Origin of the sequence: Micromonospora sp. DT15 (genome assembly GCF_049841475.1) — a bacterium.
Lineage (GTDB): Bacteria > Actinomycetota > Actinomycetes > Mycobacteriales > Micromonosporaceae > Micromonospora.
On record NZ_JBNCKJ010000033.1, the window covers coordinates 1 to 320 of the forward strand.

Here is a 320-nt window from a genome sequence, read left to right on the forward strand (position 1 = left end):
GCAGAGGAGCACGCCATCATGCGTACCGATCTGATTCGTAAGACCGCCCTGACCGCCGCCGGCCTCGCGTTCACCGGAGGCGCCATCGCCGGCCCCGTGACCGCCGCCTACGCCATGTCCGATGCGAAGCCGGCCACCCAGACGCAGACCGACCGCAAGGGTCACAGCGAGCGGGAGCTCGGTGTGCGCTACGAAGCGCAGCCGAACTTCTACTACTGCGGGCCCGCCGCGACCCGTAACGCCCTGAGTGTGCAGGGTAAGAACATCAACGTTGATGACATGGCCAAGGAGATGGGCACCACCGAGGCCGGCACCAACTC

At 66.6% G+C, this 320-nt stretch carries 1 protein-coding gene; it reads left to right on the forward strand.

Annotated features, from left to right (window positions below):
- Positions 1-18: 18 nt before the first annotated feature.
- A partial coding sequence (locus tag ACLQ3F_RS31615) for a C39 family peptidase (protein ID WP_425853366.1) occupies positions 19-320 on the forward strand: 302 nt, incomplete at its 3' end.